Here is a 26,728-nt window from a genome sequence, read left to right on the forward strand (position 1 = left end):
TGTTCACGGAGAGAGCCTATGTCAGTTCCCCTTCAGATCCCCGCACACCCGGAGGAAAGCCTGCGCCCCAGCACCCTTGTCGCCGAGGACCTGCTGAACCCTCGTGGTCTCTGCCTGCAAGCCGACGGCAGCCTGCTGCTCACCGAAGCAGGTTCCGGCTTGCCCGACCAACCTTTCAGCGGCCGTATCAGTCGACTGCGCCCGGATCCGCAGCAGCCCGGCGCCTACCTGCCCCGCGAAACCCTGGCGCAAGGGTTTCGCGCCATGAACATGCAGGCACGCATGCTGCGCGATGAAATCATGGGGCTGTCGGACATCGCCTGCGGTGACGGACGCTGCCTGGTCAGCCAGACGGATTATGTCGCCGGTTCAAAACTGCTGGACCTGCAATTCACACCGCCCGAGCCGGTCTTCCATAGCCGCGGCAACCTGAACGCGCTGTGCTACCACCCGACCCGCCGCAGTTGGCTGGCCGTCAAGCCCGATACCAATCAGTTGGTGGAGTTCGTCACGGGCCAAGAGGAGCGCGTGCTGGTTCAACTGCCCGAGCTGGATCAAGGCCAGGAAGCCGTTCCCGTGACCCTGGTGTACGAACCGGCGACAGACGCTGTGCTGATCAGTCTGTTCTCGGGAGAACTGCACGGCGACCCGAGCCGCAAGGGCATCGATTTTGCCGAAAAGGCCGGCCAGGTGATCCGGGTCTGGCCCGCCAGCGCCGAGATCGACATCCTGATTCGCGGCCTGCAACTGCCCACCGGGCTGGCGCTGCGCCCCAACGGCCACCTGCTGGTGCTGGAACTCTGTGAGCGCTTGCAACAACCCCTGCTCCCAGACTGGAACGGCGAACCCCTGCATGGCGGCTTTACCCGATTCAGTGGACGACTGCTGGGCTGCGACTTGCAAACAGCCCAGGTCACCGTGCTCGCCCGAGGCTTGGATACCCCGTCCAACCTGTGCCTGTTACCCGACGCGGTACTGGTCAGCGAAGGCATGGGCCTGGTCGGGCGGCCACTGCCCACGCCAGAGGAAAACGTGGTGCCGTTACGCGGCAGGCTTCGTCGGGTGCAACTCTGACGAAAACACCGGCCGGGCGCACAGCCCGGCCGGTGACCCAGGTATCATCCACCACTCGATTCAGCCTGCGGTAACGGTCATGCCACCGTCGGCCATGACCACCGCGCCGACCACAAAACTCGCGCGATCCGAGGCCAGGAACGCAACCACCTCGGCAATTTCTTCCGGCTGCGCGGCCCGGCCGATGGGCGCGGCTTCACCGTGCTGGGCGAGGAACGCCGGACCGTCCTCGACCACGTCATTGAGGATGTTGGTGACCACATCGCCAACACCGATGGCATTGACGCGAATGCCATGCTCGATGACTTCCAGTGCCAGGGTGCGCGTCAGTTGCGCCAGGGCACCTTTGGACGCGGTATAGGCGGCAATGGTCGGGAAGGCAAAATAGGACGCGTAGGAAGCAATGTTGACGATGGCCCCCGCCTTGTTCGGCATCATCGCCTTGACCGCTTCGCGCGAATGCAGGAAAGCGGCCGTGGCGTTGACCGCCTGGATGCGCTCCCAGTCCTGGCGCGTCATGTCGATGACGAGTTTATTGATGATGATCCCGGCATTGTTGACCAGGATGTCCAGCCGGCCGAACTGCTCGACGGCCAGGCCGACAGCGCGCTCGGCGGCGCCATCCGCGGTGATGTCGGCCTCCAGCGGCACCAGCCCGGGACGGGCCAGCTCATGGACGGCGGGGTTGATGTCTTCAGCGATTACCTTGGCGCCGCGGGCATGCAACAGCAATGCGATGGCCTTGCCGATGCCACTGGCGGCGCCAGTGACCAGTGCAACCTTGCCTTGGACTTCGTGGGGAATGCTGTGTTGAAAATCGGTCATGATCGCTCTCCTGCGTGAGCAGGCAGACGAAACATTCGCCCGCCCGGCGCCCGTGGGCGCTGTCGTTATCGACGACTTCACTTTCTCGCAATGGCGACTGCCAGGCTTTCGCAGGCTTGCTGGGACTGTCGGGGTTTTGCGCAAATCTGCCCTCACCGACTCACTCCCGTTGCCGGTACACGGCATAGGCCGAAACTCCCACCCCGCCTGGGAGTATCAGCCGATGCGCGATGGCCCTGTGCTTCCTCATAGTTGCGGTCAACGGTCAACGGTCAGGCCTTGATGACCGCATGCTTTGGAGAAAGTCATGACTATTCTCGAGCAAGACTCCGCGCTGCCGAGCGATCCAGACTCGCTATACACGGTAACAGCCAGCACTGGCCTGGGTGTCGTGTCAACCGGCGTCAACGTGACGCTGGATGAAACCGCCGGCTTGCAAAACGGCACCGCCACGCCGGGCGCCGCAACAGATACGGATGACAACGACATTCTGGTCGCGTCCCTCCCCCTGACCTTCGCCAGTCGGCTGACTGCCCTTGGCACAGGGGCCGCGACGGGCGTCGCCTTGAGCGGCTATACCGGTGCCGTCGGCGACACCGGCAGCGATGCATTCACGGTCAATTCCGCACCTGGCGCAAGCATTACCAATATCAGCTTCGTCGGCAGCACCGGTGCGCCGCTCGACGGTGTGGACAGTGGACTGGATACGCTCAACGGCACCAGCATCCTTCTCTACACGGACACCAACGACAATATCGTTCTCGGCAGGGCCGGTGGGCTAACTGGTGCCATCGTCTTCGCCGCCTACATTGAAGAAACCGCCACCGGCGGCAAGATCTGGACCGTGCTCTACGAACCGCTCCAGCAACCCGTCAACACCAACCCCGACGATGCCGTCAACCTGCTGGACAAAGTCTTCATCGGCGCGAGCCAGGACCTGGAATTCAGCCTGGCCAATGCGCCTTCCGGCCAGAACCTGTTCCTGATGTTCACAACAGCGAACCCCACGACGGAGCTGGTCGACGGTGTCCTGCGCATCACCGACCCCACTATCATCGCCACCGGCAAGAACCCGGCCGACCAGTCCAGCGGCGCCAACATCACCACCGGTGACACGATCAACACCAGCCAGGCCGGTGGGCCGACAACCTTCGGTACCAATAACCAGATGATCGTGGAACAGGAAGGCATCTGTTTCACTTTCGTCACCGGTGCCAGGCAGGATGTGACCATTCCCAACCTGGACCAGACCGAAGCGGATGTGGAATCCAACATCGACTTTACCGACGTCTTCAATACGAAGATGGCCAACTTCGATGTCGTGCAGTTGCAGGCCGGCAAGACCGCCGTGGTAAAAATCAGCGCGTTCAGCACCGCGGCTGAATCCGGGGTGAATTTCGTCAATGGCTACACCGGTGACACCTCGGTAGCGATCAGCAATGTCCGTGTCACCAACATCAGCACCGGGGTGGTCATCGAGAACTCGGACGGCTCTGCCAATGATGCGGGCATTGTCATCAGCTTCGCGTCCGGGGTCGCCACCATCACCGGCGTCAAGGCCGGCTACCAGATCGAATACACCACCACGTCAGATCACAACCGTGTGCTCATCGAAAACGGCGCGGCCCTCGATGCCAAGGGCACCAACCACGCCGACTTTGACATCGGCGGCTTCACCCTGGTCCAGGCGTCCGTTGCGAAGACCGAAATCGGCTCCAAGATGATTTTCGAAGACGACGGGCCGAGCATCAGCACCACCGGCACCGAGCCAACCCTGACGGTGGACGAGACGCTACTGGGCACCAACGCCACGCAGAACTTCGCCGCCAACTTTACCTCCGCCTACGGCGCCGACGGTGCCGGTACGTTGACCTATGCACTGGGCGTGGTGGCCGGCGCTTCCGGGCTGACCGACACGGCCACGGGTGAAGCGGTCAATCTGTCGCTCAACGGCGCGGTTGTGGAGGGCCGCACGGCCAGTACCAATCTGCTGGTGTTCACCGTCAGCGTGGCCACTAATGGCGATGTCACGCTCGACCAGATGCGGGCCGTGGTGCACCCCGACACCACCAATCCCGATGACGCCAAGAGCCTGACCTCGGACAACCTGGTGACGCTGACCGCGACCAAAACCGACAAGGACGGTGACAGCGTCCAGGCGACGCTCAACATCGGCCAGAACCTGGTGTTCGAAGATGACGGGCCGAGCATCAGCACCACCGGCACCGAACCAACGCTGACGGTAGACGAGACACTACTGGGCACCAACGCCACACAGAACTTCGCCGCCAACTTCACCTCCGCCTACGGCGCCGACGGTGCCGGTACGCTGACTTATGCGCTGGGCGTGGTTGCGGGTGCTTCCGGGCTGACCGACACGGCCACGGGTGAAGCGGTCAACCTCTCGCTCAACGGCGCGGTTGTGGAGGGCCGCACGGCCAGTACCAATCTGCTGGTGTTCACCGTCAGCGTGGCCACTAATGGCGATGTCACGCTCGACCAGATGCGGGCCGTGGTGCACCCCGACACCACCAATCCCGATGACGCCAAGAGCCTGACCTCGGACAACCTGGTCACGCTGACCGCGACCAAAACCGACAAGGACGGTGACAGCGTCCAGGCGACGCTCAACATCGGCCAGAACCTGGTGTTCGAAGATGACGGGCCGAGCATCAGCACCACCGGCACCGAGCCAACGCTGACGGTGGACGAAACGCTACTGGGCACCAACGCCACGCAGAACTTCGCCGCCAACTTTACCTCCGCCTACGGCGCCGACGGTGCCGGTACGTTGACCTATGCACTGGGCGTGGTGGCCGGCGCTTCCGGGCTGACCGACACGGCCACGGGTGAAGCGGTCAATCTGTCGCTCAACGGCGCGGTTGTGGAGGGACGCACGGCCAGCACCAGCCTGCTGGTGTTCACGGTCAGCGTGGCCGCCAATGGCGATGTCACGCTCGACCAGATCCGGGCGCTGGTGCACCCCGACGCCACCAATCCCGATGATGCCAAGAGCCTGGCGGACAACCTGATCACGTTGATCGCGACCAAGACCGACAAGGACGGCGACAGCCTCCAGGCAACGCTCAATATCGGCCAGAACCTGGTGTTCGAGGACGACGGCCCTTCGGTCGCGTTCGGCAACCTGATCGGCACCGGCAGCGTGCTTGCGCAGTACGGATTCTGGGATAAATCGGTCGGGGCCGACGGACTGGGGGCTGCGGGCCTGGACATCTCGTTGGTCAATGGCCAGTTCACCCTGGTCAGGCCTGACGACACGACCACCACCGGGACCGGCACGCTCACCGAACAGGCGCCCTCGCCGGACGCCAACGGCGCGTACCATTTCGCTGGGACATTGACCGGCGACTTCGACAACAATGCCACCACTGCCGACACCAGCGTCGACTACACGCTGACTGCCTACGCCAATGGTCGCTATGCACTGGACCTGGTGCAAGGCTTCAGCTCGACCATCGTACGTAGCAGTGCCGACGGTTCGCTCGATGCCGGTGGCCCGGATCCGGTGCGCACCTTGTTGATCCCTGAGACGAACAATCCGGCCATTCCTTCGGCATCCGAAGAAATCGTGTTCTTCTCCGCGAAGGCACTGGCCTCCACCACGGATATCCTGACCGGCATCGGACTCGGAGCCCCCGACCCCACCGAGGCTGCCCTGCAAACCACGCCATTGCCGTCCTACATCGACCCGACGGCCATGAACGTCAGCACCTCCGGCATCGGCGTCGGCAACAACCTGCTGCAAGGGGACAACCTGGCGGCAATCGGCGCGGCCGATGAAAGCTTCGTCATCAACCCGGAGAGCCTGGTAACAGGCATGAAAATCTTCATCGACAACTCGGTGGCCGGCTACAACACCGCGACCGAAGACCTGTATTTCCGGATCTACTACGAAGACGGCACGTTTTCCAACCTCACCGAGGTTAATACCCTGACGCCCGAGATCGGTGGTCAGGTGTCCTTCGAGATCGAGCGCGAAGGCACGGCAATGATCGATGCCGTTCAACTCACAATGGGCCGTGGCGCGATCAAGATTCCCGTGATCCAGTTCATCCAGGAGACCGAGAACCTGGCCAGCGATGTGCAGCTGTCGTTCAACGCAACGCTGACGGACAAAGACGGAGATACGGCGACGAGCGCATTCGACGCCAACCTGTTCGCCAACAACGCAACCGACGCACTCTTCGACTACACGCTGGTGGGCACAGGCGGTGAGCGGGATGCCTTCAACATCGACCTGACCTTCACCGAAAACCTGTACCAAGTCACGGGCTTCGATGTCAGCCAAAACCTGCGAGACACGCTGGTGCTCAATGGTGACCAGGGCGCCGTAGTCCAATCGATCGACAACAACGGCGCAGACAGCATCGTGACCGTCGCTGAGACGGGCGGGCAAATCACAACCATTACCTTGGTGGGCGTCGACCTGCTGGGGAGCGACGTGGTCTTCGGCAACGCCTGAAGCACCGCGCGTGTGAAAGATGCGAGGAGGGCCTGGAAACCATCCTCGCATCGCTTTTTATACCTTCCCTGATCACGACGAAACCCGCTCACCCTCATGGGTTTCTGGGTTGGATGCGAACTCCATGTTCACGGCGATTTTCCTGTGGGAGCGAGCTTGCTCGCGAAAGCGGTGGGTCAGCCTGCATCAATGGTGCATGTGCCGCCGTCTTCGCGAGCAAGATTTGCTCCCACAGATCTGAGGGGTGTACGACCAGAGGAACCAGGCCGGCTACTAGCCTGCTGCTCCCACACAGATCGCTCAATCCAACTCCACCCAAGTGGACTCCGGCGGTTCTTCACTGGCGGTAAGTCCATGCTTTAGCGCATACATCAACAGGTCGATGCGGTTAATGAGATCAAGCTTCTGATAAATGTTACTGAGGTGATTGTGCACCGTGTGCTCGCTGATACCCAGGCGCCCAGCGATGCTGATGTATTTGGCAGACGGGTCCCCCACGATGGCACGAATCAATTCCTTCTCGCGCAACGTCAACCGAGCCAGTTTCGCCTGCTCCAGATTGCATTGGGTGGTTGCATGGCCGATGGCGGCATAGCCGGAAAGCCCACCGGCCCAGGCCCTGTCCATTCCGATATCGCGATGATGCACCTTGACGATGGCCTGGATGATCGCCTCCGTCGGATCTTCGGCCAACACGATGCCCCGTGCGCCCGCCTCTATCGCCTGAGCAACAGGAACGGCCTCATACAAGCCCTTGAGCACGAGCACTTTCATCTGCGCGCTGCGGGTCAGCCCGGCGACAACCTCCAGAGGGTTCAGCGCATCAGGAAAGAAACTGAAGAAAATCACGTTGGGCCGCAACTGATCGGCGAGGTCCAGTGCATGGGTATAGGTCGCAGCCTGACCACTCACTTCCATCTGCGGCTTTCTGGCGTTGATCAAGTCATGAAGTCCGCGAAGGACAAGGGGGCGACAATCGACCAACATCACGCGGATTGGTGCTCTGTGATCCGGTCTCATATCGCTGCCCCCCTCGCAAGGCAAACCAGGATGTCCACTGGGTTTTCTGGTGGGGGTAGCGTGCATTTCAAGAAGCCGGACGAAACCCTCGAGACAACCTGGATAGGAATAATTATCAACAGCTTACACATGATAATGTGCTCCTTTCGAGCTCGTAGGCTGAGTCTAGGACAGCCCAGCGCACCGCCGAACATCCATTAGCCAGTCGTCGGCCTGAATCTGGTACCGACCGTCTGGCCAATTTTCCAGAAAGGTGGGGAAACGCTCGTTAAATCAGTTCGTTAAGCCCAGGGCAAGGAGTCGGCGAGACTGCCGAGGCTGGACGAGAATCGTCAATTAATCGACAAATGGTACGTACTTAGCCACCGCAATAAAGCGACTTAAAAGTAACGTCAAGAAAACGCCCACGCCGGGCAACCAGATACAGGAACGCAAACAGGCTGATCAGCGAAAGTCTTGGCCAGCGCTGTCGGGACTTAGCCAGCCATTCACATTCTCAATGCTCTCGGCCGGTGGTTTACCCGCCCAGCGGTTCAGGATCAGCACATTGCTGAGAAAGTCGTATTGAGTTTTAAGCAGATCCCGCCGAGCCCGGTATTCATTGCGCACGCTGGCCAGGACATCGACGGAATTGACCATCCCGTAGCTCAGGGCTTTTTCGGCGGCGACCCTGGATAACTGTGCCGACTCCAGGGCCAGCCGGTTCGCGCCGATTTTTTCGCCATTGGAGTTGGCGGTCAGATAAGCGTTAGTGATCTCCTTGACCACCCGCCGCCGAGTCGCTTCCAACTGCTGCTCGGCGACCACTTGGTCCTGATAGAGTCCACGGACCCGCGCCGACGTGGATCCGCCGCTGTACAGCGGAACCTGGAGACCTATCCCGGCGACATAACTGTCCGTGCGAGGTGCCAGGGAGTTGTTGTAGCCCTCATTGGTCTGCTGGGCACTCAGGTTCAAGCTCAGGGTCGGATAGTGCCCTCCCTTGCCGCTGCGCAAGGCCGCCCCCGCCGCTTCGACGCCGCTCTCGTTGGCCTTGAGCGCAGGGTTGAGTGCCATGCCATCGCGAACCCAGGTTTCCAGGCTGTGCGCCGAGACTTGCAGTTCAAGGTCGTCACGAATCCGATTGAGTCGCTCCTTGACCGGCCGACCGACAATCTCTGCCAGTGCCTCGCGACTGAGGCTGGCCTGGTTGCGGGCATCCAGTTCCTGGGCCGAGAGCAGATCCACCCGGGCCTTGAGATCGAGTTGATCGGTGATCAACGCCAACTGCTTTTCATACAACGCATTGATCCGGTCCAGGCTTCTCTGGGTGGTTCGACGCTCTGCCCGCACCAACTGCAACTCGTCCTCGGCCGCCAGCGCGGTGAAGTAACGCCGGGCCAGCTCCACCGAGGCTTCGGCCTGGGTTTCCAGGGCTTGGGATTCGGACTGCCTGGCCAGGCTCTTGAACTTCTGATAGTTCTCCCAGGCGGCTTTGTTATAGAGGTATTGACGCAACACCAGGCCATAGCTTTCGCTATCGAAACTGCGTTGCACAAGATCGCTTTCCTGGTGAATCCGATTCGACCCGGCGTTGAACGACAATTGCGGCAAGAGCGCGCCCATGGCTTCGCTCTGATGCTCCTGACCGGCCTGCGCTTGCGCATAGGACGCCAGTATCTGCGGATCCTCCAGCCGCGCCTCGCGATACAATTGCATAAGGTCGGTGGAAAACGTCGAGGCATTGATCCCGGTGGGCGTTGCCGCCTCGGCCTGCGCCAGGACGGCGGCCGCTGCGAGCATCAAGAAACCGCCTAGCAGAGCTGTCGACACGGCCATGGTCATTCCTCGATCATCGATTGAGACAGAGCATTGCGAGCCGGCTGCATCAGATACTGCAACAGCGTGCGTTGCCCAGTGATAATCAACACGTCCGCCGGCATGCCCGGCAGCAGTTTGCGCTCACCCAAGGTGCGTGCCCCCTCGTCGGTCACCCGCACCCGCGCCAGGTAATAGGCCGTCCCGGTCTTTTCGTTGGTCATGCGGTCTGCAGATACGCTGCTGACCTCGCCTTCGATCACCGGCGTGGTAGCGCTATTGAATGCGCCGAAACGGATATCGGCACGCTTGCCGATGGCGATGCGATCGATATCCACCGGCGCCACCTGTGCTTCTATGATCAGGTCGGACACCGAGGGCACGATATCGAGCAATGGCGTCGCCGGACGTACGATCCCGCCAATGGTATGCACCGTCATGTCGATCACCATGCCCGCGTCGGGCGCCCGGATGACGATACGAGCGAGCCGGTCTTCCAGCGCCGAGGTTTTCTCCTGGAGGTCGTAGATCCGGGTCTGGACCTCGGCCAATTGCTTGACGACGTCAGCGTTGAAATCTTTGTCGACTTGCAGGATCTGCAGCTGTGTTTCGTTGATCTGCAGGCGCGTCCGGTCAATGGTGGAGCGGTGATCGGCAACCTCTGAATGCAGCAGCCCCAACTTGCGCTCCTGTTCGAGCAGACGCTGTTTGTCAACGAACCCCTGCTTGAGCAGGTCAGTCAACTCTTCGATTTCGCCGCTGTAGGACTTCTCCAAATGAACCTTGGAGCCGACCATCGACTCCAGCCCTTTGATCTGCTGGCGGAACTGGCCAATGCGCTCGCGCAGCACCGCAATCTGGCCCAGCCGCGAGCCTTGCCGAGCGTTGAATACCCGCGTCTCACCCTGGCGCGCCTCCATACCCCGGACACTGTCGAGATCGGCACTGTTGCCAAAACTGATCGCCGACAAGCTGTCGCGCTCGGCCACAAGCCGCGCCTCCATGGCCCTGGCCGCGATCAGTTGACCCCGGGCCATTTCGTACTCGAAGCGCAGTTGGGCGTCATCCAGAATGATCAGCGGGTCGTCACGTTTGACGATGTCGCCATCATGAGCAAGCAGCGCCTTGACGATGCCACCTTCAAGGTGCTGGACGGTTTTCCGATACGCCTGCACGGTGACCACGCCTGGCGCGTAGGCGGCACCGTCGAGCGGGGCGACGGCCGCCCAGGTGCCGAACAGGCCGAAGATCACGGCGATAATGACAATGCCCAGGCGACGAATTTTACGATCGGAGGTTGGCAGGTCGGCGAAGCTCTCAATTTGACGACTGGGCACCATAGGGTTCATCGGAATCACCCTTGCCGGTATCGACCGAAGCCGTGCCGGTGCTTGCGGGCACGGCTGGCATCTGTGCCTGCTGTCGCTGCGCGTTAAGTTCGGCCAGGACATGCTCGCGTGGCCCGTAGAGACTGATAACCCCAGCGTTCATCACCATGAGTCGGTCAAGCTGCGACACGATGTTGGTGCGATGGGTAATGACAAACAGCGTCGCGCCGATCTGCCTCAACTGCAGGATCGCTGCCGCGAGGGCACGGTCGCCGACGTCATCGAGATTGGAATTGGGCTCGTCGAGAACGATCAGCCGTGGGCTGCCATACAGCGCCCGGGCCAGTCCGATGCGCTGGCGCTGCCCTGCCGAAAGCATGAGGCCCTCGCTGCCGATGACGGTGTCATAGCCATCGGGCATCTGCAGGATCATCTCGTGAACGCCGGCGACTCTGGCCGCCTGGATGACTTGCACCGAATCGACCGCAGTGAAGCGAGCGATGTTCTCACCGAGGGTGCCTTCGAACAACTCGATGTCCTGAGGCAAGTAACCGATATGGGGCCCAAGCGCATGCTTGTCCCAAGTGCTAATGTCAGCGCCATCGAGCCGAACCACTCCATGCTGCGCAGCCCAGACGCCCAGCAAGGCCCTGGCCAGGGTCGACTTCCCCGCCGCACTGGGGCCGATGATACCCACCATGCAACCGGCAGGTGCGCTGAAGCTGATGTTCTTGAGGATCGGGGTCCTGGAACCGGGGGCCGCGACAATCAGGTTCTCGACCTGCACGTGCCCTTGGGGGGCTGGCAAAGCCATGCGCTCGGGTTGCGCCTGCTGTTTATCGAGGATGTCATTCAGGCGGCTGTATTGAGAACGGGCGGTGATAAAGCCCTTCCAACTGCCGATGATCAGGTCGATGGGGGCCAACGCCCGCCCCAACAGCACGGACCCGGCGAACACCAGGCCGGCTCCGACCTGATGGTCCACGGCCAGGTAGGCCCCCAAGCCCAGGACAAGCGACTGCACAAGGATGCGGAAGGTGCGCGACAGCGTGCTGATGATCGCCCCGCTGTCACTCGCTGCCGATTGCAGCAACAGTACGTTGCGTTGCCGCCGGCTCCAGCGATCCATCAGGGTCTCAAGCATGCCCATCGATTCGATGACTTCGGCGTTGCGCAGGTTCTTGGTGGTGTGGAGCGTCGCGCCGATGTGCTCTTTGTTGGCCTGGGCTAGCACCGGCCCCGTCAGTCTTTCGTTGATGAAAGCGAGCGCAAGCAACAACAGCGCGCTGGCCGTCGCCACCCAACCAAACCAGGGATGGAACAGGAACATCACCGCGATATAGATCGGCAGCCAGGGCGCATCGAAAAACGCGAACAAACCGTTGCCGGAGAGAAACTGCCGCAAGCCCGTCAAGTCATTGAGCGATTGGGCCGAGGCGTCCATGCCGCCGCTTTCCAGGGCCCGCTTGAAGCTCGCCCTGTAGACCTGGCGACTGAGCAGCACATCCAGCCGAGTGCTGACCCGAACCATGATGCGTGAACGGATCCATTCCAGCGAACCGAGGGTCACCAGCAATGCGATCATGATCAGCGTCAGCATGGTCAGGGTCGCGAGACTTCCACTGGTGATCACTCGACCATAGACCTGGAGCATATAGAACGTGGGAACGAGCATCAGCGCATTGATGAAAAAGCTGAAAAACCCGACAGAAATGAAGCTGTCCCGGCAGGCTTTCAGTGCTTTTTTCAAGCTGTTTTCAGGTGCGCTTCGCATTGAAACCCCCTGCTCGGGTGACCCTCCTCTGGAGCTTAGATCATGCCGGACGACGGCGTGTCGCAATTAGCCAGTTTGTTTTCTGTCAGCCAATGCCAGCGTCTACAGGGTCAGAAACAGCGCGGAGGTCCAGACCCGTGACTGATCCCGCTGGCGGGCACAAATGAACAAGGGGTGTTCACGCCCTGGATCAAGCCCCAGCCGTGCCAGTTCGATGCGCCCCTGCAACTCACGGGGCAACGGTGCAGCGGTCATCCGTTCCAGGGACAGCTTCAACTCCGCGCCCGGCAACTGCTCGACCACTTGCGATTGCGCCAACAACTCATCGCCGGACAGCTCCATCACCACGGTCGGTGCATGCACGTAAGGTTGCGGTTCGGACGGGTCGCCGACCTTGATGTAATTGTCGATACGGCTGTGGATCTGTAGCGTGGCGCCGGCCAGTTGCGACAGGTCGATTTCGATGCTGTCGGTATCGCCGTTGGTGTCGGTGCGAAACGCCAGGACCGTGGCGTCCTTGCGCCATACGGTCTGCTCGGGATGGTCGAGGCCCAGGGCGCGGAAACCATTGATAACCGCGCCGGTGATACGGATTTCGCCAGTCCAGTACGCACCGCGATAGCGGTCCTTGATCCGCGCGCCACCCAGGCGCAGGCGAATGCGCTGCGCGCAGAAACCCAGTTCCTGGTGCAGGTTGCGCGACCAGATCAACTGGTCGCCATCGAACAGATCGACCTGCTCCCACCCGGCCTCTCCCAGCAGTCGATAGTCCAGGGAGGCATTCGAATCGGCAGTGAAGACTTCCCCCATGAAGTGCTTGCCCTGGCGCAGGCTGGCGAACGAACGCTCCCCGGTCGTGGCGAAGGTACGGCGGGCGCGCAAGGCCTTGCCGACGCTGGCGCGGTCGAAAGCCTCGGCGACCACCCCCGTCAACCCGCCACGGGAGCCGAACACCGCCGTGGCCGGAACGCCGCCACCGCAGCGGCCCTGGTGTTCATCGCTGTTGGCCGCGGCGCCAACCCGATAGCCACGCTGCAGCGCTTCGGCGTAGACCCAATGGAACTGGCCCCAGGCCGAACCCACCTCGATCAGCCTCTCGAGTTCCGGGTGATGCCAGTCGAGGTTGCAACGGCGTCCACCGACATGGGGCATCATCAGATGGCCTTCGGGGTCCTTGGCATAGGCGGCGTACAACTCGTCCACCGGCCAGGCGCCTGGCTTGATGGTGCCGGCGGTGAACTCGTTCCATTCGAAGGAACGCACCAGTCGTCCTTGATTGTCGAAGGGGAACTCGGGTTTGCGGTCATGCAGGAATACGACGTTGCGGTCGCCGCCCGCGCAAGAGTTACCGCACCATTCGGTTCCGGGATAGCACACGAATCGGCCCGGCTCATTGAGCTCGTGGATCAGCTTGACCGCCTGGTCCCAGCGTTGCTCGGTGATATTGAAGTCATTGGCGGTGTAGCCGAGGACGTCGAGCCCGGCGACATCGCGACCGTAGCTGAGGTTGTACAGCGTGTCGTTGGTGCCCACCGTGTCATCGGAGTGCACATGCAGGTCGGCGTAGAGCGGGCGCAACGCCGTACCGGCCGGGTCGACAGTGACGAAGGCCTGGGCCCCGTCGACAAACGGCGCCGCCACGTTGGCGGACAAACGCCACTCGCCCACGGCGCCGAGCTCAAGCGCCTCGAGCCGGGCCGTCGCCCAACCTTCGGACGCCAGCGTGAACGGCTGTCGGCGCTCGCCGCCCTCCGGATCAACCAGGGTCAGGACACCCTCGAGCGGCAAGTTTCGGCAGGTGTTGCCCCAGGCATCGTCCACCCGCAAGAGGACATCGAAGGCTTCCCCGGCGCTGACCAGTCGAGGCACGATCAGTTGCACGCGCTGCGCCGGTCCCGGCACGATGTCCAACAAAGGATCGCCCGGCACTTCGGCAAATTTCGAACTGCCCAACGGGTCGATGAACAGGCGGAAACGGAAATCCTTCTCGACGAAACTCTGCACCCGCGTCCCCGCCCCGCCCTGGCGTCGGTCCCCCAGGCGAATGATGACTTTATCGCCCGGGTTCAGGTACCCGTCGATGATGTCGATGATGATCGCTTTCTGGAATGGCCGTTCATGGCCCTTCTGGTCGAAGCGCACCTTCAAGTGCTGCACCGTGGCCTGGCTCTGGCCGGGGACCAGCTCACCGGCCTGGTATTCGGCGCTGACATAGTTGGGACCGGCCGGGTTCGAGGTCTGGAACAAGGCCCAGTCGGAATAGAACTTGAAGGCCAGCTTGAGCCACGCGCCGTCGGCCAGGCCGCTGCCACCGACCTCGTAGACCAGGGTGATTTCATCCCACTGCCCGGCGACCAGCGTGTCACGGTCGCAGTGGACGCTGCCCAGGAACGGACGTTTCTTGTTGCGCTCGTACAGGCCTTGTGGGGCGATGTAATGCCCGGCTTCGCGGGGATCGAAAACGTTACTCACATGACACCTCGTGCAGTGGTCCACTGAAGGGTTCGAATACGTGGGCGATGCTTATTGCACGCGCCATTGCTGGTAGTGACGCTCGATGCGCCGGAACACAAAGCTTTCCATGAGCCAGGCAATCAAGCCGATCACGACAATGCCCAGCAGCACCTGGCTGCTGTTGCCGATCTGCCCGCCCGTGGCGACCATCCAGCCGATGCCGCGGGAAGCGCCGATCATTTCCGCCGCCACCAGCGCCCGCCAGCCCTGGCTGAAGCCGATGCGCAAGGCGGCGGTCACGAACGGCAACGAGGCCGGTAAATAGACGTGGGCCAACAGTTGCCAGGCGTTGGCACCCAAGGTCCGTGCCGCGCGAACTTCACCGCCGCGGATGCTCTGCACGCCTTCCTGGATGGTCACCGCCATGGGGAACATCGCGGCAATGAAAATCACCAGCACGATGGAGACATAACCCAGGCCGAAAATGATCATGATCAGCGGCGCCCAGGCAATCGGCGGGATGGCCATGAACAGGCTGTTGAGCGGCGAGATGAAATCGCGAAAGCGCGAGGACAGGCCAGCGGCCGTGCCCAGCAGGAGCGCAACGATCACCGCGGCGCAAAAACCACCCAGTTCTTCCAGCACGCTGGCCTGCAGGTGCTGCCACAGCGAACGGTCCCCCAGCCAGCGCAGCGCCTCGCGGGCAACGTCCCAGGGCTGCGGCAGGATGTAGGTGGGAAAGCGACTCGCCAGGGCGATCCAGATCAACAACAGGAATGGCAGCGACGCCCATCCCCAATTCGGTTTTGGCAAGGACATGACGGACTCAGTGCGCGGCTTTTTCCAGGTAGGAGGTATCCACGATCTGTTCGGTCTTGAGCGTGGTGTCGATAAAACCCAGGTCGTGGGAGTAATCCATCAGGCGCTGGATGAACTGGATGTCCGCCGCCTGCAAGTCCGCCGACCAGCCCAGCCGGGTTCGGGCCTGGGCAACGATGGTTTCCGGCGCGATGGTCTTGCCGTCAATGCCTTGCACCGATTCGAGCTTGAATGCCTCGGCGATGAGCCGGTTCGATTCGTCGGGATGTTCATTGAGGAAGGCGATGGCCTTGTGATGGGCGCGTAACAGCTTCACCACGTCATCCGGGCGCTCCTGCAAGGTTTTCGGCAAGGCGATCACCACGTACCACGGGTACTGGGGCAGCGCCTGGTTGACGTCCAGCAGGATCCGGCTCGAACCGCGCAACACCGACTGGCTGACGAAGGGCTCCCAGGAAAATGCCGCGTCAACGATGCCACGTTCAAGGGCAGCGTTCATGTTGCCCGGCGGCATGTCGATGATGTCCAGGTCCTTGTCGGGATCGAGCCCGGCCTTTTCCTTCAGGACATAACCGCGCAGCAGCACATCCATGCCACTGCCCTTCTTGACCCCGGCGAGTTTTTTCCCCTTGAGCGCTTCCAGCTGGGTGATCGGACTCTTGGCGTCGACAATCACTGCGGCCTGGCCGTAATTGACCTTCGCCAGGATCCGGCTTTGCAGCCCGCGGGAAAACCATTGGTACACCGGTGGGGTGCCGACATAGGCCACGTCCAGTTCACCGGCGGCCAGTGCCTGCTGGATCACCGGACCATCGCCCAAGGCCTTGAGGTCGACGTTCAAGCCTTCTTCACGGAAGTAACCTTGCTTGTCGGCGATCAGCGCCGGGGCGTTGGCCATGGCGAAGACATAACCCACGCGCAAGGGTTTCGCCTCGCCCGCCACGGCGAAGGCGCTGCCTGCCAACGTGGCGGCGGACAATGTAAGGGCAAGCAGCGAACGTTTGATCATGCTGTCAGCTCAAGTCGAGGGGTGGGGTAAACCGTGGTGTCGCAGGCGTCCATCACCTGGGCAATGCGCGTCATCAGCTCATTGCGGTAATCGAGGAACGCCGGCAGGCGACGGGTTTTCAGGTTGCTGCGGGGACGCGGCAGGTGGATCTCCAGCTCGCTGTGAATACCGCCCGGCGCGATGTTGAGCACGATGACTCGGTCGGCCAGGAACACCGCTTCGTCGATGTCGTGGGTAATGAACAACACCGTCTGGCCCAGTTCGGCCCAGATGCGCAACGTCTCTTCGTTCATGCTGTTGCGACTGATTGCATCGAGCGCGGCGAACGGCTCATCCATCAGCAATACGCTGGGTTCCAGTGCCAGGGTCCGGGCCAAGGAGACGCGCTGCTGCATGCCGCCGGAAAGCTGGTGCGGCAACCGCTGCGCGGCATTCTCCAGGCCGACCAGGCGCAGGTACTGCAACGCCTGTGCGCGCTGCTGCGCTTCGTCGGTCCGGGCGCTCATCCGCAGACCGAAACGAACGTTTTCCAGGGCACTCAACCAGGGGAACAATTGCGGCGCCTGGAACACATAACCCAGCTCCGAGCGCTCCGGGCGTACCGCGGTCTGGTTGATGGTGATGCGGCCACTTTGCGGTTGCACGAACCCTGACAACAAGTTCAGCAAGGTGGTTTTCCCGCAACCGGATGGCCCGAGGATCGCGACGAACTCGCCGGGTTTGGCGTTCAGGCTGAAAGAGGAAAATACGCGATGCCCGTTGGGGTAGCTGAAGCTGATGTCATCGACCGTCAGAGCGTCGGCTTGCGGCTGCGGGTAAGGGAGGGTTTTGGGCATGGCAAGTGTCGTCAGGTCGTTTACAATGGGAATGCCTGACATAATACGTATTAATACAAGTAGTCCCAATAACCTATTTTTATAACCTTAGAAGTGAAGGCACCCTGCCCCACTCAAGGCCATGGAAGCTGACAGTGTCCACCTCCATTCTTCGCGACAGCACCACCTCGCTCTACGAACAGATCGCCCATCAACTGCTGGAAGAAATCCAGCGCGGCGACTACGAACCCAGCGGCAAGCTACCGTCCGAGGCGCAGTTGGGCGAACGGTTCGGGGTGAGCCGCGTCACGGTTCGCCTTGCAGTGGGCAAGCTCAGCGACGACGGCGTGGTGGAGCGCAAGCAAGGCAAAGGCACCTTCGTCGCGGCCAAGCAGGTGCGGCACGGCCTGGATGCGTTGCGCAGCTTTCATGAGGCGTTGTTGTTGCAAGGGCTGCAACCGAGCATGCAGGTGCTCAGCCATGCCCTGCAGCCCGTTCCGGAAACCCTGCGGGGTCTGTTTGAGCAAGCGCACGACTGCCTGCTTCTGGAGCGACTGCACTTCGTCGATGACGAACCCATCGCATTGGGACGCAGCCACCTGCCGGCAGAGTTGGCCAGCGTGGCCTGGGCTGAGGTCGAACATCAGCCGATCTATTCCATTCTCGAATCGATCACCGGCCTGGCGGTCAGCCGCGCCGACCTGGCCATCCGTGCACAGGAAGCCGACAAAAGCCTGGCCAGCGCGCTGCACGTCAAACGCGGTGCCGCGCTGCTGGTCATGGAGCGCACGTCCTATTTCGCCGATGGCCGTTGCTGCGACCGCACGACGTTTTTCATCCGCCCGGAACGCTACGCCTTCGTGCTCAGTGGGGTGTTCAAATCCAATACCGCCAATTGATAGGATTCAAATTGGCGCGACGGTTGGGCCCGGCCTGACAAAACACTGTTCTGTAACCGGTCGCCCCCATTGCTGACCCTCTTGCTCCTGCTCCAACCTGAAACCGAACGCTTCATACAGCTTGCGAGCAGCGTCGAGCCCCTGGAACGTCCAGAGGATCGTTGAGCTAAAGCCCCACTCGTCGCAGAACTTCATCGCTTCGGCCAACAGGCGCCTGCCAGCCCCCTTGCCACGCGCCGAATCATCCAGGATGAAGCAGCGCAGCACCGCACTGCCGCCCTCGCCTTCGCCGTCGATGGCAATCGAACCGACTATTCGTTCGCCATCCAGGGCGACCCAGACCTCATTGCGCGGATTGTGCAGACGCCCCATCAGCTCGGCCATGTCCGATGCAACCAGGCTTTCGAACAACTGGCCGAAGTTCGAATGCCTGGCGTAATAGTCCGCATGCATTTGCACAATGCGGCCAATGACGCCAGGACGGTAGCCACGCGCGATCTCCAACTGCGCCGGCGCGGGCGGCGCTGTACCGAGCCGATGGGCGTGTAGCGCGATGGCATAGCTGGCAATCCCCTCGCTCACGGTCTGACACTGCCCATTGGATAAGTGAGCCATGGCCGCGACAACCTGTTGCGTGGCGAAAGCATCGATGGCACGGAGGGTGTTTTGCCCCTGGGCGGTGAGTCGCAATCTCTTGGCCCGCGCATCCTGTTCATGGGTAACTTCTTCGATCTCGCCGGCCTCGATGAGCTTGCGAACCATCCGGCTTACGCTGGATTTTTCCAGGCCGAGCAGCTCGACAAGCTCGCCCGCGGTCAGGGATTGGCGATTGCCGAGTTCCACGATGGTGTGTACCGACGACGGCGGATAATCCGTCGCAGCCAATGTGGTGTGCATGAACCCCAGCTCCCGCACCATGAGACGCGACGCCGAACGGATGTTCTCAATCAGATCTGGTGGGCAATGATTCACGGGGACCTCGGACGCGATGGGTATTTAGTTGTACCACACAACTAAATACCCATCCGTGCGTTCAGTCAAGCTTTCCAGTCCATATCCCAGGAGCAACGGCCACGCCGCGCAGCGAATGGAACATGCACCTAATGATCGCCATGAAGGCTATTGACCCGACTGTCCGCCAGCTTGAACACCACGCGCTGAGGGTGGTTGATCGAGACCAGGTACTCCACGGGCTGCCCTTGGCGGTCGAAGATCACGCCCCGGTAGACCAGCGCCGCCGTCCCGGGCTCGACGTCGAGCAAGCGCGCCTCCTGGTCGTTCATCGTGGCGATGCTCAGCGTGCCCTCGTCGCTTTCTATTTCAATCTGGTAGCGCGATAACAACAATGCATACAACGAAGCCCCCTCGATCAGGTCTCCCGCCACCAGCTCCGGTGCCCGGGCGGCCGGGATGTAACTGGTCTCGATGCAGAATGGCTTTTGATCCACGGTGCGCAGGCGCCTGATGGTCAGCAAGGGGTCGCCTTCCTGGATTTTCAGCAGTTTCGCCACACGAGCACTGGCTTGGGTTTGTTCGAAGTAGAGCAATTTACTGCCCGGCCGGGCGCCAGCCTGCTCGACCACTTCGGCGATACCTTTGCGCGCGACGGTATTGAGCGGCCGCTCGACACCTGGCGCCGTGACGAAGGTGCCACGATTGCCCCGACGCTCCAGGACCCCGCGATCGATCAGCGTCTGCAGCGCCTTGCGCAGGGTCATCCGGCTGATCCCCAGGTGCTCGGCAAGATCCCGTTCCGCCGGGATCCGTTCAGTGGGCCCGAATTCCGGGCGTTCCAGCATCTCCAGCAAGGCCTGCACAGCCTGCCAGGCCACCTGCTTGCGTTCGGGCGCCAACAGCGCAACGTCGGAAGACTTTGGAGGCGTTACTTTCATGGTCTACATCCTGGATTATTTTTTCGGCACTGCATTGCGACTGTGGAATCCAAAAATAATGTCGCAAACCCGCCAGCTTGATCATAAGCGGCAAAACCGCCTCGCGGAACACCGTAGAAATCCCTTAGGAAGCCTATTAGACCATGGGGAAAAATCCTTGTAATGGTATTTTTCATGGTATAGCTTTTGGTCTAAATCGTGTTCATGACAGCAGCATGAACCCTTTAACAAGGCCCAGGAGTTCACATGGCGATCCAGTTCAACCGGGAAGCATTCATCAGTTCCTTGCAGCAATCCGTGCACATCGTCGACGACGCCCAACAGTTCGGCCAGGAGTTGGCCTCGCGGATCGACCGCATCTATTTCGTCAGTTGCGGCGCTCCCAACCGCATCATGCTCGGCCTGCAATATTGGCTTGAACGCTATAGCCACACGCTGGAAGTGCGTCGTTATTTCCCGGCCGATTTCATGGACATCGATCCACCGCGCCTGGATGAACGCACCCTGGTGGTCCTCGCCTCCAAGTCCGGCACGACCCAGGAAACCATCGCCGCCGCACGCTTTCTGCAAGACAAGCCTTGCCTCACCGTAGGCGTGACCCAGACCGCCGAGTTGCCACTGGCCCAGGCCGTCCAGCATTGCTTCCTGCTGGGACGTACCGACGAAGCCTACTTCGGTTGTTTCATGACGCTCCAGGCCCTGATCGGCGGGATCCTGGCCAAGCGCGAAGGCTGGCCGCTGCTGGACAAGCTCACCCGCTCGCTCAAGGCATTGCCAAGGGCCCTGGCCGATGCCGCGATCAATAATGACCAACGGGCAACCGAAGAGGCACGCCTCTACAAAGACGACCGCGTCATGTATTTCCTTGCTTCGGGGCCGATGTTCACCACAGCCTATGTGTTCGGCGTCTGCGTGGTCATGGAAAGCCAGTGGTTGCATTGCCTGCCGGTGGAAGCCGCGGAGTTTTTCCACGGCCCGTTCGAAGCCATCGATGCCACCACGCCCCTGCTCCTGCTGGTAGGCGAAGACCCCAGTCGTGCACAGATGGAGCGCGTCGTGCGGTTCTGCCAGCGCTACACGGAACGGGTCATGGTCTATGACGCCAAGGACTTCCCGATGGAGGGCATCGACCCCGAGATCCGCGCCATTGTCGCGCCCTACATTGTCGGCATCGCCGTGGAACGCATCGCCGCCCACCTGGCGGTCTGGCACCAACAGCCACTGACGACCCGCCGCTACATGTGGAAAACGGAGTACTGAGCATGGCCAGCCTGATCGCGGTCGGTGACAACACCCTGGACGTCTACCTGGACCAGACCATCGAATACCCCGGCGGCAATGCACTCAATGTCGCGGTATTCGCCGCCCGGCTGGGTGCTCGCAGTGCCTACCTGGGCTGCGTTGGTGATGACCGGCACGGCCAGTACCTGCTCGATTGCCTGCAACAGGAAGCGGTCGATGCTTCACGCTGCCGGACGTTATCGGGTGCCAATGGCTGGGCGTGCGTCGACAACGTCGAGGGCGAGCGGGTGTTCCTCGGCAGCGATCCTGGCGTGTGCCGCCAACTGCGCCTCGATGCCGACGACCTGGCCTATATCGGCACATTCCCGTTGGCACACAGCAGCCTCTACAGCGGCCTGGAAGATCAATTGGCCCAGGTTCGCCAGGCCAGTGGTTGCCTGTCCTTCGACTTCTCGGACAACTGGGTCGAGTTCGACTGGCAGGCCCTGATCCAGCACGTGGACGTCGCTTTTTTCTCGGCGGCCGATCTCTCGTCGGCGCAAGCCATTGAACTGGCGAACGCGATGCGGGCCAAGGGGCCGGCGGTGGTGGTCATCACTCGCGGTGCCCAGGGCGCCCTCGCAGTCGACGCACAGGGCGTGCATGAGCAAGCCGCGCGCGCCTGCGCGTTCGTCGACAGCATGGGCGCCGGCGACGGCTTTATCGCCGCGTTCCTGCTGGCGTGGCAAGCCCGGCGCACCCTTGCCGAGTGCCTTGCGCGCGGCGTCGATCATGCCGGCCAGGTGTGCGGGTGGGCCGGTGGCTTTGGCCATGGGCGGACCGTGGACAGCCAACGCGTTCAACAACTGAAACACGCCTTGAACATTCAAGGCTGATGCGTACTGCCCCGGGCCACTCCCGGGACGGCTCTACCAACCTGTCGTGGATACCCTGTCGATGAAAAAATATCTGATCGGTTTGATGCTCGTGGCCAGCCCGCTGATGTCCTGGGGGGCCAATGAAGAACTGCGTTTCGGGGTCGATCCCACCTACCCGCCCTTTGAGTCCAAGCGCCCGGACGGCTCCCTGACAGGTTTCGATATCGAGCTGGGCGAAAGCTTGTGCAGCGAATTGCAACGCCGTTGCGTCTGGGTCGAAAACGCCTTCGACGGCATGGTCTCGGCCCTCAAGGGCAGGAAGTTCGACGGGATCCTCTCTGCCCTCTCGATCACTGAAGCACGCAAAGCCGAAATTGCCTTTTCCAACACCCTCTATGACACCCCGGCACGCCTGGTAGCCCCTGAAGGCAGCCCGTTGCAACCAACGGCCGAATCCCTGCGCGGCAAACGCATCGGCGTGCAGCAAGGCAGTGTGTTCGAAGTCTATGCCAAGCGGATGTGGGGCCTGAAGGGCGTGGAAGTGGTGCCCTATCAAAGCAGTGACTTGACCTATTCGGACTTGATCAACGGTCGGCTGGATGCGGCGTTCGACGATGCCATCGCCGTCTCCGAGGGCCTGTTGAAAAAGCCCGCAGGCAAAGGCTTCGGCTATGCCGGCGAGGTGGTCAAGTCACCGGAGATCTTCGGCCCGGGTACCGGCATCGGATTGCGTAAAAGCGATACCGCCCTGGCCGGGGAAATCAATCAGGCGCTCGAACGGCTCCACCGCAATGGCACCTACGAACGCATCGCCAGTAAGTACTTCGACTTCGATATCTCACCGAAATGAACCCACCGCGCGGAGCCTGAAAGCATGTTTCTCGAAGGGTACGGCTATCTCATTTTCCAGGGTGCGTGGCTGACCGTCCAAGTGGCCACGTGGGCCGTCTGCGTCGCCCTCGTGCTTGGCCTGCTCGGGGCCTTGGCGAAACTCTCGCCACTGGCACCGCTGCGGCTGGTCGCGACGCTCTACACCACGCTGGTGCGCAGTGTGCCGGACTTGGTGCTGATGCTATTGATCTACTACAGCGCGCAGATCGGACTCAACCAAGTGGCAGAAGCGTTTGGCCGTGAATCGCTCCAGTTGAACCCTTACGGTACGGCGATCGGCACCTTGGGCTTCATTTACGGTGCCTATTGCGCCGAAACCTTTCGTGGTGCCTTCCAGGCGATAGCGTTCGGCCAACTGGAAGCGGCCCGGGCCTATGGCATGAACCATTGGCAGGTGCTGCGGCGTATCCGGCTGCCACAGATGATGCGGTTTGCATTGCCCGGCATCGGCAATATCTGGCAAGTGCTCCTGAAAAGCGCGGGCCTGATCTCGCTGCTGGGCCTCAACGACATGGTCCAAGTGGCCAAACAGGCGGGCAATGCGACCTCGAGGCAGATGTTCTTCTACCTGGTGATTGCGGCGATCTTCCTGGCTTTCGCAATTCTTTCAAGCCTGGTGCTCAAACACCTGGAACGGCGCTACAGCGTTGAACCGCCGCGGAGCGTGTCATGATCGAGATTCTGAAGGAATTCGGACCGAACTTTCTCTGGTCCGACGGTTACCGCTGGAGCGGCCTGGTCGTCACGCTATGGTTATTGGTCACGTCCGCCGTCATCGGCTTGTGCGCGGCGATCCCCCTGGCGCTGGTTCGCACCTATGGCAATCGTTGGCTGGCACTGCCTGTCCAGCTTTATACCCTGGTGTTGCGCGGCACGCCGTTGTTCGTGCAACTGCTGATCATCTACAGCGGCCTGGCCAGCCTGAGCGTCATCAGGGAATCGCCGAGCCTGTGGTGGTTCTTTCGCGATGGCATGCATTGCGTGATCCTGGCCCTGGCCTTGAACACTTGTGCCTACACCGTCGAGATTCTCGCGGGCGTGCTGCGCACCATCCCACGCGGCGAGATCGAAGCCGCCCTCGCCCTGGGCATGACCCGCACTCAGCTATTCCTCCTGGTGCTGATACCGAGCATGCTGCGCCGAGCACTCCCGGCCTACAGCAACGAAGTGATCTTTGTCCTGCACGCCACGGCCATCGCCTTTACCGCGACCGTTCCTGACATCCTTAAAATCGCGGCAGATGTCAACGCTGCCACCTTCAAGACGTTCCAGGCCTATGGCATTGCCGCGCTGCTCTACATGTTGCTGGCGTGCGCACTGGTGGGTGTATTCCGATTGGCTGAACGCCGATTGCTGGCTTATCAGCGATAACGATGAAGACCTATAGAGGCTCCGCGGTCTGGATGAGCGAATTGAGCACCAGCTTTATTTCAATCGCCGGATCTTTATGCCCTTGCAATATCAAGCCTTCGGACAGGGCCGTGAAGGTCTTCGCAAGCGCGGCATAGTCCAGCGGCGGTTTCTTGCCAGCATGGTTGAATATGATGGTAATCAACTTGCCCAGGGCTTCGCTGTTTTCCTCATGCAAGTCGTAGTAATGCTGTGAGAACTCTTCATCCCGCAGGGCGATCAGTTGCAACTCGGCATCGAGGATCGCACAGCGGGTATTGTTCTTCAGGGTGTCGATATAGGCATTCAAGCCATGGCTCAACTGCTCCGCCGAATAGCCCGACGCCAGGGTCGCGCTCAAGCGATCGATTTCAACTCGCTTGAAGCGTTGAGTCAGTTGCAGGAGCAAATCCGATTTACTGGAGAAATTGGAAAAGAAGGCCCCTTTGGAAAAGCCCGCCGCCTCGGCGATAACGTTGACGCTGGCGGCATGAAAGCCTTTGCTGATCATCAGCTCAGTGGCAGTGTCGAATAATTTATCTCTTGTTATTTGCTGGCTCTCTTCTCGACCTAGTCTCTTTTTAATCACGCCCTCGGCTCCTTTGGCCAGTCAAATTACGTACATGTAACTAAATGCGACGCAGCGGCTACTCACTGTATGGAATCCATCTTCGCCATCATATCTTATACGCACCTCGTTCAATCATTTACATTTTAACTTCCATCCCGTGCCATGTATGTGCCATGTAACCGGGACAATCTTGAGGCGAACGCAAGATGACTACCCAGTCACTTTCTTGCCTGGGCCCATGCAAGGCAAAACCGTTGTGGTCTTTGCCTGACGAGCTGGATGGAGTGCCTCCTACCCACCTCAAAACGGCATTTTTTCCCACCGTCCCACGGCACACCACAGCGTAAAAAAATCTGCGTAAGGCCCGGTTCAGAGCCACTGATTTGCCATTACGACTAAATACCACTTGATTCTCAGATACCGAATGGTTTTTAATTGCGCCGTTGGTGGAGCCCAACGCCTGATCCAGGCATCACGTCCGTGACACGGGTCTCGATGCAATGGCAGGTCATCTCACAGGAGCGGTATTTTAATGGAATATGCCTTCGTTACAGGCGCTACGGGCCTGCTCGGGAACAATATCGTTCGTGCGCTGTTAAAACGAAACATCAAAGTAAAAGCACTGGTTCGTTCCGCAGAGAAAGCCAAGAAACAGTTCGCCAGCCTACCCGTGGAATGGGTCGAAGGCGACATGCTCAATGTCGATGCCTTCAGCCATGCCCTGCAGGGGTGCGATGCCTTGTTTCATACCGCAGCCTATTTCCGCGACAGTTACAAAGGCGGGAAACACTGGCAAAAACTCTATGACACGAATGTGACCGGCACCGAGCGATTGTTGCAAGCCGCCTATGCCGCCGGCATCCGTCGTGCTGTGCACACCTCTTCCATCGCCGTGTTGAAGGGCAATAAAGATCAAGTGATCGATGAAACCATGTCTCGCAGTGAACAGGAGGCTGACGATTACTACTTGAGCAAAATATTGTCCGAACAAAAGGTCCAGCAATTCCTGTCGCAGCACCCGGACATGTTCATTGCCATGGTCTTGCCAGGGTGGATGTTCGGCCCGGGGGATATCGGCCCGACCTCCTCGGGCCAGTTCCTGCTCGACTTTGTCGGACAGAAATTGCCCGGCGTACTTCCCGGAAGCTTTTCCGTCGTCGATGCCCGGGATGTGGCCGAACATCAAATCGCGGCCATCACCCGCGGCAGGTCCGGAGAGCGTTACCTCGCCGCCGGCAATCACATGGACATGAAAAGCATTTTCCAGGCGCTGTCCAGCGTCAGTGGCGTGAAAGCCCCGGAACGAAAAGTGCCCTTGTTCATGCTGCGAATCATCGCGCTGATCTATGAAGGTTATTACCGGATTACCAAGAAACCGGTACTCATCAGTACTTCCACGGTCAAGCTCATGGCGCAAGAACAAGGCCGTACCCATTTCAGCCACAACAAAAGTTCAAGGGAGTTGGAATGCCAGTTCCGCCCTGTCGCTGAAACCCTGACCGATACCCTGGACTGGTATCGGAATAACAACTACACAGATGCTTAATTGAAACACTTCATATAAAGCCTGCCTCAGTAGTACTTATTTT

21 protein-coding genes are annotated in these 26,728 nt (G+C 60.7%); 9 read left to right on the forward strand and 12 right to left on the reverse strand.

All coding sequences use genetic code 11. The annotated features are described in order from the left end of the window. The first annotated feature begins 18 nt into the window (after window positions 1-18). Complete coding sequence (locus tag ACZ5M5_RS18620) at window positions 19-1,074, forward strand: hypothetical protein (protein WP_464737774.1); 1,056 nt, start codon at window positions 19-21, stop codon at window positions 1,072-1,074. A gap of 60 nt (window positions 1,075-1,134) precedes the next feature. On the opposite strand, the gene ACZ5M5_RS18625 is transcribed toward ACZ5M5_RS18620, so the two are convergent. Beyond that, window positions 1,135-1,899, reverse strand: a complete 765-nt coding sequence (locus ACZ5M5_RS18625; protein WP_103308003.1) for an SDR family NAD(P)-dependent oxidoreductase — start codon at window positions 1,897-1,899, stop codon at window positions 1,135-1,137. A gap of 307 nt (window positions 1,900-2,206) precedes the next feature. Here ACZ5M5_RS18625 and ACZ5M5_RS18630 point away from each other — a divergent pair, with 307 nt between their 5' ends. Further along, window positions 2,207-6,382 (forward strand): DUF5801 repeats-in-toxin domain-containing protein, encoded by a 4,176-nt coding sequence (locus ACZ5M5_RS18630; protein WP_464737775.1) that lies wholly within the window; start codon window positions 2,207-2,209, stop codon window positions 6,380-6,382. A 300-nt stretch (window positions 6,383-6,682) separates the two neighbouring features. Here ACZ5M5_RS18630 and ACZ5M5_RS18635 read toward each other — a convergent pair whose 3' ends face one another. The 8 genes from ACZ5M5_RS18635 to ACZ5M5_RS18670 form a co-directional block, all read right to left on the reverse strand. Continuing rightward, on the reverse strand, window positions 6,683-7,402 hold the full coding sequence (locus ACZ5M5_RS18635) for a response regulator transcription factor (RefSeq protein WP_060741804.1): 720 nt from the start codon (window positions 7,400-7,402) through the stop codon (window positions 6,683-6,685). A 444-nt stretch (window positions 7,403-7,846) separates the two neighbouring features. Next, window positions 7,847-9,220 carry a TolC family outer membrane protein gene (locus ACZ5M5_RS18640; RefSeq protein ID WP_177431750.1) on the reverse strand — a complete coding sequence of 458 codons (1,374 nt, stop codon included), beginning with the start codon at window positions 9,218-9,220 and terminating at the stop codon, window positions 7,847-7,849. 2 nt (window positions 9,221-9,222) lie between these two features. Continuing rightward, window positions 9,223-10,548, reverse strand: coding sequence for an HlyD family type I secretion periplasmic adaptor subunit (locus ACZ5M5_RS18645; protein WP_464737776.1), 1,326 nt, complete (start codon window positions 10,546-10,548; stop codon window positions 9,223-9,225). Next, window positions 10,517-12,301 (reverse strand): type I secretion system permease/ATPase, encoded by a 1,785-nt coding sequence (locus tag ACZ5M5_RS18650; protein ID WP_103311093.1) that lies wholly within the window; start codon window positions 12,299-12,301, stop codon window positions 10,517-10,519. The genes ACZ5M5_RS18645 and ACZ5M5_RS18650 overlap by 32 nt, the downstream gene beginning before the upstream one ends. 102 nt (window positions 12,302-12,403) lie before the next feature. Next, window positions 12,404-14,773, reverse strand: coding sequence for a CehA/McbA family metallohydrolase domain-containing protein (locus tag ACZ5M5_RS18655; RefSeq protein ID WP_464737777.1), 2,370 nt, complete (start codon window positions 14,771-14,773; stop codon window positions 12,404-12,406). A 51-nt stretch (window positions 14,774-14,824) separates the two neighbouring features. Then, window positions 14,825-15,574: an ABC transporter permease gene (locus ACZ5M5_RS18660; RefSeq protein WP_060741800.1), complete on the reverse strand. Its 750-nt coding sequence runs from the start codon at window positions 15,572-15,574 to the stop codon at window positions 14,825-14,827. Between the two features lie 7 nt (window positions 15,575-15,581). Then, window positions 15,582-16,583, reverse strand: coding sequence for an ABC transporter substrate-binding protein (locus ACZ5M5_RS18665; protein WP_103309472.1), 1,002 nt, complete (start codon window positions 16,581-16,583; stop codon window positions 15,582-15,584). After that, the gene (locus ACZ5M5_RS18670) at window positions 16,580-17,419 is read right to left on the reverse strand and encodes an ABC transporter ATP-binding protein (protein WP_103309470.1); all 840 of its coding nucleotides are present in this window, start codon (window positions 17,417-17,419) and stop codon (window positions 16,580-16,582) included. Before ACZ5M5_RS18670 ends, ACZ5M5_RS18665 begins: the two co-directional genes overlap by 4 nt. A gap of 134 nt (window positions 17,420-17,553) precedes the next feature. On the opposite strand from ACZ5M5_RS18670, the gene ACZ5M5_RS18675 reads away from it, so the two are divergent. After that, window positions 17,554-18,297: a GntR family transcriptional regulator gene (locus ACZ5M5_RS18675; protein ID WP_192262379.1), complete on the forward strand. Its 744-nt coding sequence runs from the start codon at window positions 17,554-17,556 to the stop codon at window positions 18,295-18,297. A 6-nt stretch (window positions 18,298-18,303) separates the two neighbouring features. On the opposite strand, the gene ACZ5M5_RS18680 is transcribed toward ACZ5M5_RS18675, so the two are convergent. Together ACZ5M5_RS18680 and ACZ5M5_RS18685 are read right to left on the reverse strand one after the other, a co-directional pair. Further along, window positions 18,304-19,215 (reverse strand): bifunctional helix-turn-helix transcriptional regulator/GNAT family N-acetyltransferase, encoded by a 912-nt coding sequence (locus tag ACZ5M5_RS18680; protein WP_464737778.1) that lies wholly within the window; start codon window positions 19,213-19,215, stop codon window positions 18,304-18,306. Window positions 19,216-19,397: 182 nt separating this feature from the next. Continuing rightward, window positions 19,398-20,189, reverse strand: a complete 792-nt coding sequence (locus ACZ5M5_RS18685) for a GntR family transcriptional regulator (protein WP_060741795.1) — start codon at window positions 20,187-20,189, stop codon at window positions 19,398-19,400. A 246-nt stretch (window positions 20,190-20,435) separates the two neighbouring features. Here ACZ5M5_RS18685 and ACZ5M5_RS18690 point away from each other — a divergent pair, with 246 nt between their 5' ends. From ACZ5M5_RS18690 to hisM, 5 genes are all read left to right on the forward strand, one after another. Beyond that, window positions 20,436-21,449: an SIS domain-containing protein gene (locus ACZ5M5_RS18690; RefSeq protein WP_060741794.1), complete on the forward strand. Its 1,014-nt coding sequence runs from the start codon at window positions 20,436-20,438 to the stop codon at window positions 21,447-21,449. A gap of 2 nt (window positions 21,450-21,451) precedes the next feature. After that, a complete protein-coding gene (locus tag ACZ5M5_RS18695) occupies window positions 21,452-22,306 on the forward strand; it encodes a PfkB family carbohydrate kinase (RefSeq protein WP_464737779.1) in 855 nt (284 codons plus the stop codon). Between the two features lie 61 nt (window positions 22,307-22,367). Beyond that, window positions 22,368-23,138, forward strand: a complete 771-nt coding sequence (locus ACZ5M5_RS18700; RefSeq protein WP_060741792.1) for an ABC transporter substrate-binding protein — start codon at window positions 22,368-22,370, stop codon at window positions 23,136-23,138. Window positions 23,139-23,162: 24 nt separating this feature from the next. Continuing rightward, entirely contained in the window at window positions 23,163-23,852 is a 690-nt protein-coding gene (locus ACZ5M5_RS18705; RefSeq protein ID WP_464737780.1) for an ABC transporter permease, read from the forward strand. Then, complete coding sequence (gene hisM / locus ACZ5M5_RS18710; RefSeq protein WP_464737781.1) at window positions 23,849-24,550, forward strand: histidine ABC transporter permease HisM; 702 nt, start codon at window positions 23,849-23,851, stop codon at window positions 24,548-24,550. Before ACZ5M5_RS18705 ends, hisM begins: the two co-directional genes overlap by 4 nt. 10 nt (window positions 24,551-24,560) lie before the next feature. On the opposite strand, the gene ACZ5M5_RS18715 is transcribed toward hisM, so the two are convergent. Beyond that, window positions 24,561-25,157, reverse strand: a complete 597-nt coding sequence (locus ACZ5M5_RS18715; protein WP_464737782.1) for a TetR/AcrR family transcriptional regulator — start codon at window positions 25,155-25,157, stop codon at window positions 24,561-24,563. A 514-nt stretch (window positions 25,158-25,671) separates the two neighbouring features. Here ACZ5M5_RS18715 and ACZ5M5_RS18720 point away from each other — a divergent pair. Then, on the forward strand, window positions 25,672-26,685 hold the full coding sequence (locus tag ACZ5M5_RS18720) for an SDR family oxidoreductase (protein WP_060741788.1): 1,014 nt from the start codon (window positions 25,672-25,674) through the stop codon (window positions 26,683-26,685). Window positions 26,686-26,728: the final 43 nt, after the last annotated feature.

The organism is Pseudomonas sp. Van50 (assembly GCF_055390755.1).